The 7,325-nt window shown below is 61.4% G+C and carries 9 protein-coding genes (1 of these 9 only partly in view); 4 read left to right on the forward strand and 5 right to left on the reverse strand.

Features of this window, described 5'->3' with window-relative positions:
* Positions 1-25 precede the first annotated feature (25 nt).
* Positions 26-316, reverse strand: coding sequence for a Dabb family protein (locus AC1DYO_RS24855; protein ID WP_454575180.1), 291 nt, complete (start codon positions 314-316; stop codon positions 26-28).
* A gap of 115 nt (positions 317-431) precedes the next feature.
* A complete protein-coding gene (locus AC1DYO_RS24860; protein WP_477267093.1) occupies positions 432-566 on the reverse strand; it encodes a hypothetical protein in 135 nt (44 codons plus the stop codon).
* Between the two features lie 260 nt (positions 567-826).
* Between AC1DYO_RS24860 and AC1DYO_RS24865 the strand changes: the two genes are divergently transcribed.
* Positions 827-2,077 carry a class I SAM-dependent methyltransferase gene (locus AC1DYO_RS24865; protein ID WP_477267094.1) on the forward strand — a complete coding sequence of 417 codons (1,251 nt, stop codon included), beginning with the start codon at positions 827-829 and terminating at the stop codon, positions 2,075-2,077.
* 35 nt (positions 2,078-2,112) lie between these two features.
* On the opposite strand, the gene AC1DYO_RS24870 is transcribed toward AC1DYO_RS24865, so the two are convergent.
* Both AC1DYO_RS24870 and AC1DYO_RS24875 read right to left on the reverse strand, forming a co-directional pair.
* Positions 2,113-3,768, reverse strand: a complete 1,656-nt coding sequence (locus tag AC1DYO_RS24870; protein WP_477267095.1) for a bifunctional 2',3'-cyclic-nucleotide 2'-phosphodiesterase/3'-nucleotidase — start codon at positions 3,766-3,768, stop codon at positions 2,113-2,115.
* A gap of 140 nt (positions 3,769-3,908) precedes the next feature.
* Entirely contained in the window at positions 3,909-5,174 is a 1,266-nt protein-coding gene (locus AC1DYO_RS24875) for an NAD(P)/FAD-dependent oxidoreductase (RefSeq protein ID WP_477267096.1), read from the reverse strand.
* Between the two features lie 251 nt (positions 5,175-5,425).
* On the opposite strand from AC1DYO_RS24875, the gene AC1DYO_RS24880 reads away from it, so the two are divergent.
* Positions 5,426-6,028, forward strand: coding sequence for a 5-formyltetrahydrofolate cyclo-ligase (locus tag AC1DYO_RS24880; RefSeq protein WP_477267135.1), 603 nt, complete (start codon positions 5,426-5,428; stop codon positions 6,026-6,028).
* A gap of 139 nt (positions 6,029-6,167) precedes the next feature.
* Positions 6,168-6,581, forward strand: coding sequence for a hypothetical protein (locus AC1DYO_RS24885; protein ID WP_477267097.1), 414 nt, complete (start codon positions 6,168-6,170; stop codon positions 6,579-6,581).
* On the opposite strand, the gene AC1DYO_RS24890 is transcribed toward AC1DYO_RS24885, so the two are convergent.
* Positions 6,578-7,051: an Lrp/AsnC family transcriptional regulator gene (locus AC1DYO_RS24890; protein WP_112395099.1), complete on the reverse strand. Its 474-nt coding sequence runs from the start codon at positions 7,049-7,051 to the stop codon at positions 6,578-6,580. The genes AC1DYO_RS24885 and AC1DYO_RS24890 overlap by 4 nt on opposite strands.
* A gap of 156 nt (positions 7,052-7,207) precedes the next feature.
* Here AC1DYO_RS24890 and ald point away from each other — a divergent pair, with 156 nt between their 5' ends.
* On the forward strand, positions 7,208-7,325 hold the 5' end (the start) of the coding sequence (ald, locus tag AC1DYO_RS24895; RefSeq protein ID WP_477267098.1) for an alanine dehydrogenase. The gene runs 1,007 nt beyond the window's last position; the window shows 118 of its 1,125 coding nt (coding positions 1-118); it begins with the start codon at positions 7,208-7,210; its stop codon lies beyond the right edge, outside the window.

Consider the following 7,325-nt stretch of genomic DNA (forward strand, 5'->3'; position numbering starts at 1 on the left):
CTGGCGAGGTTTCTTCCCTGCCTGATCAGGCCATTGCCACGACATCGGCCGAATACCGCAATTCGCGCAATGGTTTGACCCGGCTGGTCGTCTCCGCATAGAGCGGATGCGCCTTGTAGGCGGCCAACGCCGCATCGTCTTCGAACTCGGCATAGACGACCACGTCGATCGCGTCCGACAGCGGATCGACCTTGGTGTTGAGCGTCACTTCGAAGAGGCTTGAATGCGGGATCTTGCCCAAGGTGAGCAAGCCGGTGCGCACGGCCTCGACATCGTCCTTGCGCCTGGCGCTGAAGAAAACGATATGCCGGATCACGCCTGCCTCCAAATTCGATTTGCCGGCATGTTTTGTGTGAGCGGAACCGTCGCGTCAACCGGCACGATGTCGCGCCCGGCAACGCCGGAAGGCGACTTCGCAGAGGCGCGAAAAACTAGCCCCCGCCGGTGACGTAGCGCACGATACGCGACATTTCCCTGACCGTGGTGTCGAGATAGCGGCCACTGTTGTAGAGGCCGTCCCAGATCAGGAAAAAGGCGATGGCCATGATGACGACGACGTAACGCATGGCTGAAACTAACGCATGTGGCTGTTCGTAACCATAGAGATTTCGCCGACGGCCGATACTCGCCCGAATTCTGGCCCTCTAGCCGGCCGCCTTGGTCCAGCCGCGCACACAGCTTGCCTCTTGAAGTTCTGGTCGATGCGGTGGAAGATTGTGGTGAAAATTCACGCAGGTAGCGGCATTCGCGCCTGACGAATGAAATGTGGAGGATGTGGGGGCCGGCAGATCTTGCGCCGTCCCCGCGGAAGTCCGGGGGATGTGAGATGGCTGTTAGGGAACACAAGGGCATCGGCGACGCCATCAGGCTGGACGAGTTCAACTTCGCCGAGATCGTCAAGGGCTTGCCGGCCAAGGCGCGCATGGTGCTGTCGGCGGCGATGAAACTGCCGCGCGGCTCGCTCAAGGTAAGGATGCCGGATGGCCGCGCCGTTCTTGTCGGTGGCAATGCGCCCGGACCTGACGCCGAACTGGTGCTGAAGAACTGGCGCCTGCCCGGCCGCGCCTTTTCCGGCGGCACCATCGGCGTTGCCGAATCCTACATGGATGGCGATTGGGAAAGCCCCGATGTGACCAGCTTTCTCGAACTGTTCGTCGTCAACTCGGCCATCGGCGAACGCGTCGCCGGCGGCGCCAGCTGGCTCATCAACACCGTCCAGCGCATCCGCCACTGGTTCAACGAAAACACCCGCACCGGCTCGAAGCGCAACATTTCGGCGCATTACGACCTCGGCAATGCATTCTACAAGCAATGGCTCGATCCCAGCATGACCTATTCGTCGGCGCTCTATGCCACCGGCGCCAACGATCTGGAAAGCGCGCAGGCCGCCAAATATCGCGCTCTGGCCAAGGACACCGGCATCGGCAAGAAGGACCATGTGCTGGAGATCGGCTGCGGCTGGGGCGGTTTTGCCGAATTTGCCGCGCGCGAGATCGGTTGCCGCGTCACCGGCCTGACCATCAGCCGCGAACAGCACGACTTCGCCAAGGCGCGCATCCACAAGGCCGGACTGTCTGACAAGGTCGATATCAAGCTGCAGGATTACCGCGACGAAACAGGCACTTACGACCGCATCGCCTCGATCGAGATGTTCGAGGCGGTCGGTGAAAAATACTGGCCGGTGTTCTTCGGCAAGATGAAGGCCTGCCTGAGACCCGGCGGCACCGCCGGCCTGCAAATCATCACCATCAACGAGGCCGCCTACGACACCTATCGCGCGCGGCCAGATTTCATCCAGCGCTACGTCTTCCCGGGCGGCATGCTGCCGACGCCGTCGATCCTCAAGACGCTGGGCAGCGACCATGGCCTTGCCCATCTGCGCGAGCGCGTCTTCCCGGACGACTATGCCCGCACGCTTGCCGAATGGCGCAACCGCTTCTGGCAGTCGTGGGAAAAGATCGTCCCGCTCGGCTTCGATGACCGTTTCAAGAAGCTCTGGGAGTTTTACCTCCACTATTGCGAAGCCGGCTTTAGAGCCAGCTACATCGACGTGCGCCAGGTGGTCTACAAGGCGTAGAGTTGGGTTGAGCGGGCATTGCCCGCCCGTTTCCCTCACAGCAGGATGCGGTATTTCGCAAATCCCGCTTCGCCCTCGCCGGCAGGCTCGATCTTGAGGGATTTCACCCCTGAAATAAAATCCTTCGCCCTGGGACCGGTCTCGAATACGGCGCTGGTTCCGGGCAGCGGCGTGAACGACCAGTTGTCGTCGGCCGAGGGATTGATCGTGCCTTCGCTGACGACATAGCGCACGATTACGTCACGGTTGGTGTCCGGCGCCTCGTAAATGATCTTCGAGGCATTGATGTCAGGGAAATTGCCTCCACCGCCGGCGCGGTAATTGTTGGTGGCGACGACGAATTTCGCTGCCGGATCAATTGGCTTGCCATCGAAGCTGAGGTCGACGATGCGGCTGGAGCCGGCATTGGCGACGCCACCCTTGGCATCGTATTTCGGCGGCTGCGATAGATCTATCTTGTAGCTGACGCCATCGATCACATCGAAATTGTAGGACGGGAATTCGGTGTCGATCAGCGCCTGGTCGGCCTTCCCGGCCTCGATCCTTTTGAAGATGCCGGCTGACATTTCCAGCCATTCCTTCACCTGCGCGCCGGTGATTTCAACCGCCCGCACCGTGTTCGGATAGAGATAGAGGTCGGCGACGTTCTTGATGGCGATGTCGCCCACCGGCACGTCGGTGTAGTAGTCGGCACCGTTACGCCCGCCGGCCTTGAAGGGCGCTGCCGCCGACAGCAGCGGCACATCCTTCCATTGCGTGGCCTTCAATATGTCCTTGAGATACCAGCTCTGCGCCTGATTGACGATCTGCACCGACGGATCGTCCGCGACCAGCGCGAAATAGGAATAGAGCGGCGCCGAGGTTTTGCCGACCGGGCGGCGGACATAGGCAAGCGTTGCCTCATGGTCCGCCTTCAGCGCATCGACGACGCGCTGGTCGTCCGCAACGGTCGGCTTGTTCGCCTTGTCGACGCGTTCGTAGATCGGCCGTGCCTCCGAGGCCGCCGAGACGACCCGCCATTTCGATCCGTCGCGTTCCAGAAGCAGGTCGATCAGGCCCATATGCGAGCCCCAGAAACCGCCCATCACTGCCGGCTTGCCTTGCAGCGTGCCCTTTTCGGTGTCGACGCCATCAAGTGCCTGAAAATCCTTCTTGCCGGGGAAGACCAGATGCTGATGGCCGGTGAACACCGCATCGATGCCCTCGACACCGGCAACGAAGAACGAGGCGTTCTCCATGCCGTCGCCCTGCTTGACGTCGATGCCGGAATGCGAGAGGGCGATAACAATGTCGGCGCCCTCCTCCTTGATCTGCGGCACCCAGGCTTTGGCCGCCTCGACGATGTCGCGCGTCCGGACATTGCCTTCCAGATTCTTCAGGTCCCAGATCATGACCTGCGGCGGCACGAAGCCGATGATACCGATCTTGATCGGTTGCTCGCCGCCTGACCCGTCCTTGATCTTCTTGTCGAGGATGACATAGGGCTTGAGGCCCATCGTGTCGTTCGCTTTGTCGGCGTAGTAATCGTAGGGCAGGACATTCACATGGATGTCCGTCGTCTCCATGATCCTCAGATGCGCTTGATTGGCCTGCGCGTGGGCGGAGAATGGATGCAGCATGATCAGCGCCCCGCTGGCGGCCGCGCCGGCAAGGAAACCGCGGCGGGAGACGGGGTGGTGGAGAGACGACATTGGTTTTCCTTCCCAGCGACGTGACAAATCCCAGCCCCGGGAGGAAGCTTCGCGCCGAAGACCGGCCATGTCCATCAGCAAGTCAGTCGATCAGCAAAAGGTGACGGCTGGATGAATATCCCTGGCCGAGAGCAAGGACCTCAGCCCTTGTCGTCATCGCCCTGGGTGATCAGCCGAGCGCTGCGCTGGCCGGTGAAATATATCCATAGCCAGCTAAGTGACACCGACAGCCGGTTGCGGAAACCGATCAGGAAATAGATGTGCGCCACGCCCCATAGCCACCAGGCAAGCCAGCCGGTGAGCTTGATCCAGCCGAAATCGATCGCGGCTGCCCACTTGCCGATCGTCGCAAGGTCGCCGGCATGTTTGTAGCGGAAAGGACGCGATCCGTTATCGCCAGCCAGCCGCGCCTTGATCGTCGCGGCGACATGCTTGCCCTCTTGCTTGGCGGAGGGCGCCACGCCGGGCACCGGCTTGCCGTCCGGCCGCAACACATGGGCAGTGTCGCCGATGACGAAGATCTCGGGACTGTTCGGCACGGTCAGATCGGGTTCGACCATCACCCTGCCCGCCCGGTCGACCGGCGCGCCCAGCCATTCTCCCGCGGGCGAAGCGGCAACGCCGGCGGCCCACAGGATCGTCCGCGCGGGAAGATGGGTATCGCCAAAGACGACGCCTTCCGCATCCAGCAGCGTGACGGCGCGGCCAAGCTCGACCGTGACGCCCCGCCGTTCCAGCGCCTTGCGGGCATAGTCGGAGAGTTCCGGCGCGAAATTGGCCAGGATGCGGTCGCCGGCCTCGACCAGCACCACACGCGCCTGCCGCGTGTCGATGTTGCGGAATTCGCCGCGCAGCGTCTCATGCGCGAGTTCGACAATGGTGCCGGCAAGCTCCACCCCGGTCGGGCCGCCGCCAACGATGACCAGCGTCAGCAGAGCCTGGCGCGTGGCCGGATCGGTCTCGCGCTCGGCCTGCTCGAAGGCGAGCAGGATGCGGCGGCGGATAGTAGTGGCGTCCTCAAGCGTCTTCAGCCCGGGCGCAAAAGGCTCCCACTCGTCGTGGCCGAAATAGGCGTGGCGGGCGCCGGTGGCGAGCACCAGTGTGTCGTACGCGATCGAACTCCCACCCTCGAGCAGCACGCGTTTACCGGCCCGATCGACGCCGGTGACGTTGCCCAAGAGGGTCGTCACGTCCTTGCGTTTGCGCAGCAGATGGCGGATCGGCCAGGCAACCTCGGAGGTCGCCAGCGATGTAGTTGCCACCTGGTAGAGCAGTGGCTGGAAAAGGTGGTGGTTGCGCTTGTCGATCATGGTGATGCGCACCGGAGCGCCGGCCAGTGCGCGGGTGAGTTCGAGACCGCCGAATCCTGCACCGACGACAACGACGTGATGGCTGGTTTCACTCATCGCATTCACCCCTGTTTATCCGCTTTTATGTAGTAATTTTTGTGCACCGCAACAATGTCGTGAGGCGCAAGACTGCCATGCATCAAGGCTGCCCAGGACTCGCCGCTCAATGTCGCGAATGCCTATGTCGGCAGGCTCAGACGGGTATAGCCTCGCGGGGATAGGAACCACGGGAGTGAAGCATGGCCAACGACGATGACGGCGCCAAAGATGGCGACAGCCCGGCGCAATACTCTTCGCCACCGTGTTTCATGCACGAGCTCGATCCGGAATTCCGGGCGCCTTTGTCCGACTGGACCGACGTCAGGCGCTGGCGCAAGGCCGAGCGCGAACAGCTGATCGCGGCGCGGTTGGCGGTTTCGGCCGATACGCGGACAACAATGTCGCAAGCCATCGCCAAAGGTCTCGACGCGGTGATCGGCAACATTGCCGGCCGCATGGTCAGCCTCTACTGGCCGTTTCGCGGCGAGCCGGATCTGCGGCCATGGATGGCGTCGATCAACGAGCGCGGCGGCCGCACCGCGCTGCCCGTCGTCATTGAGAAGGGCCAGCCGCTGGTTTTCCGTGCCTACGTCCCCGGCGACCGGCTGGAAAAGGGCGTCTGGAACATCCCCATCCCCGCCGAGGGCGATCCGGTGCTGCCCGACATCGTCATTTCGCCGATCGTCGGCATCGATCCGCGCAATTACCGGCTGGGCTATGGTGGCGGCTTCTTCGACCGGACGCTGGCCGCTATGCCGTTCAAGCCTTTGGTCATCGGCGTCGGCTACGAGTTGCAACGCATCGCCACCATCTATCCGCAGCCGCACGACATCCCGATGGACCGGCTCGTCACCGAGGCCTCCGCCGTATAGCAGCGCAGATGTGATGTGACAAAAATCCGACTTGGTCGATAAATAATATGATCTTCGAGGATCGTTCGAAACGGCGCTCTGGGCGGATCCAACAGTGCCCAGTCGATCTTGGATTGGCTGCTTCACAACGGATGACAAGATGATCGGACGAACGATAGCGGCCGCCCTCGCAATTGCGTTTTCCTTGTCGCCCTCGCTTGCGCAACCAAAGCATCGTTTGCCGAGTGATTACAAATGGGGCCGCTGCCTGCTTGTTGTTGACGGTCAGACCCGCATATCCGGAAAGTGCTCCTACCAAATCGAGACGGGCGGCGATTTTAACATCCAGGGGCCCCGGCAAGTTTTTGCAGGTATCGACTATCCTGATACCCACAGTGGCGCGGGTGAAATGTCCAAGGATTACTGGGCAGTCGTATACAAAGACGGTGATGTCTGGGATGGCTATGGCAACTCTGACATTCGCGAAACGCACGGTGATGAAAACTGGGAAGACCTTCGCCGCGAAGGCGCGTGCTATATCGGGAGGGACGTCCGTGTATGTCTTTGGCGTTAAGCCAGTTCCGGCTTCATGCCCATGGCCGTGCGATCAACGATCTCGCGCAAGGCAAACGACGAATTGATCTTGGTCACATGCGGCATCGCGGACAGCCACTCCTTGTGGATGCGCTCATAGTCGACCAGGTCCTTGGCGGCGATGCGCAGGATGTAGTCGTATTCGCCCGACATCAGGTGGCAGGACAAGACATTGGGGCAGCGCTTGATTGCCGCCTCGAAGTCGGACAGCGTCTTTTCGAATTGTCCCGACAGCGATATATGCACGATCGCCGTCATCTGGTGGCCGAGCGCGGCATTCGAAAGCCGAGCGTGATAGCCGCGGATGGTGCCGGATTTCTCCAGATTGTCGAGCCGGCGCGAACAGGCCGACTGCGACAGGCCGACCCTCTCGGCGAGCGCCGCATTGGGTATCCGCCCATCCTTCTGCAAAGTCTCGAGAATGGCGATATCGATCCTGTCGAGCGGCATTTCTAGTGATTCCTGCGAAAATCCTGCAATTTTACGCAACGATTATCGAAACGCATGATCCCGCGCAAGCGCATTCGCAAACACCTGCGCAACGATTCGTGGTTCACTCAGTTGATACAGGGAACGAGCCCCAAGGGCCGGATCAGGAGAAGAACAATGCGCGTCGGTTGCCCCAAGGAAATCAAGAACCACGAATACCGCGTCGGCCTGACGCCAGGCTCGGTCCGCGAATACGTCGCGCATGGCCATGAAGTGCTGGTCGAGACCGGCGCGG

The organism is Mesorhizobium sp. P2_F5 (genome assembly GCF_056403715.1).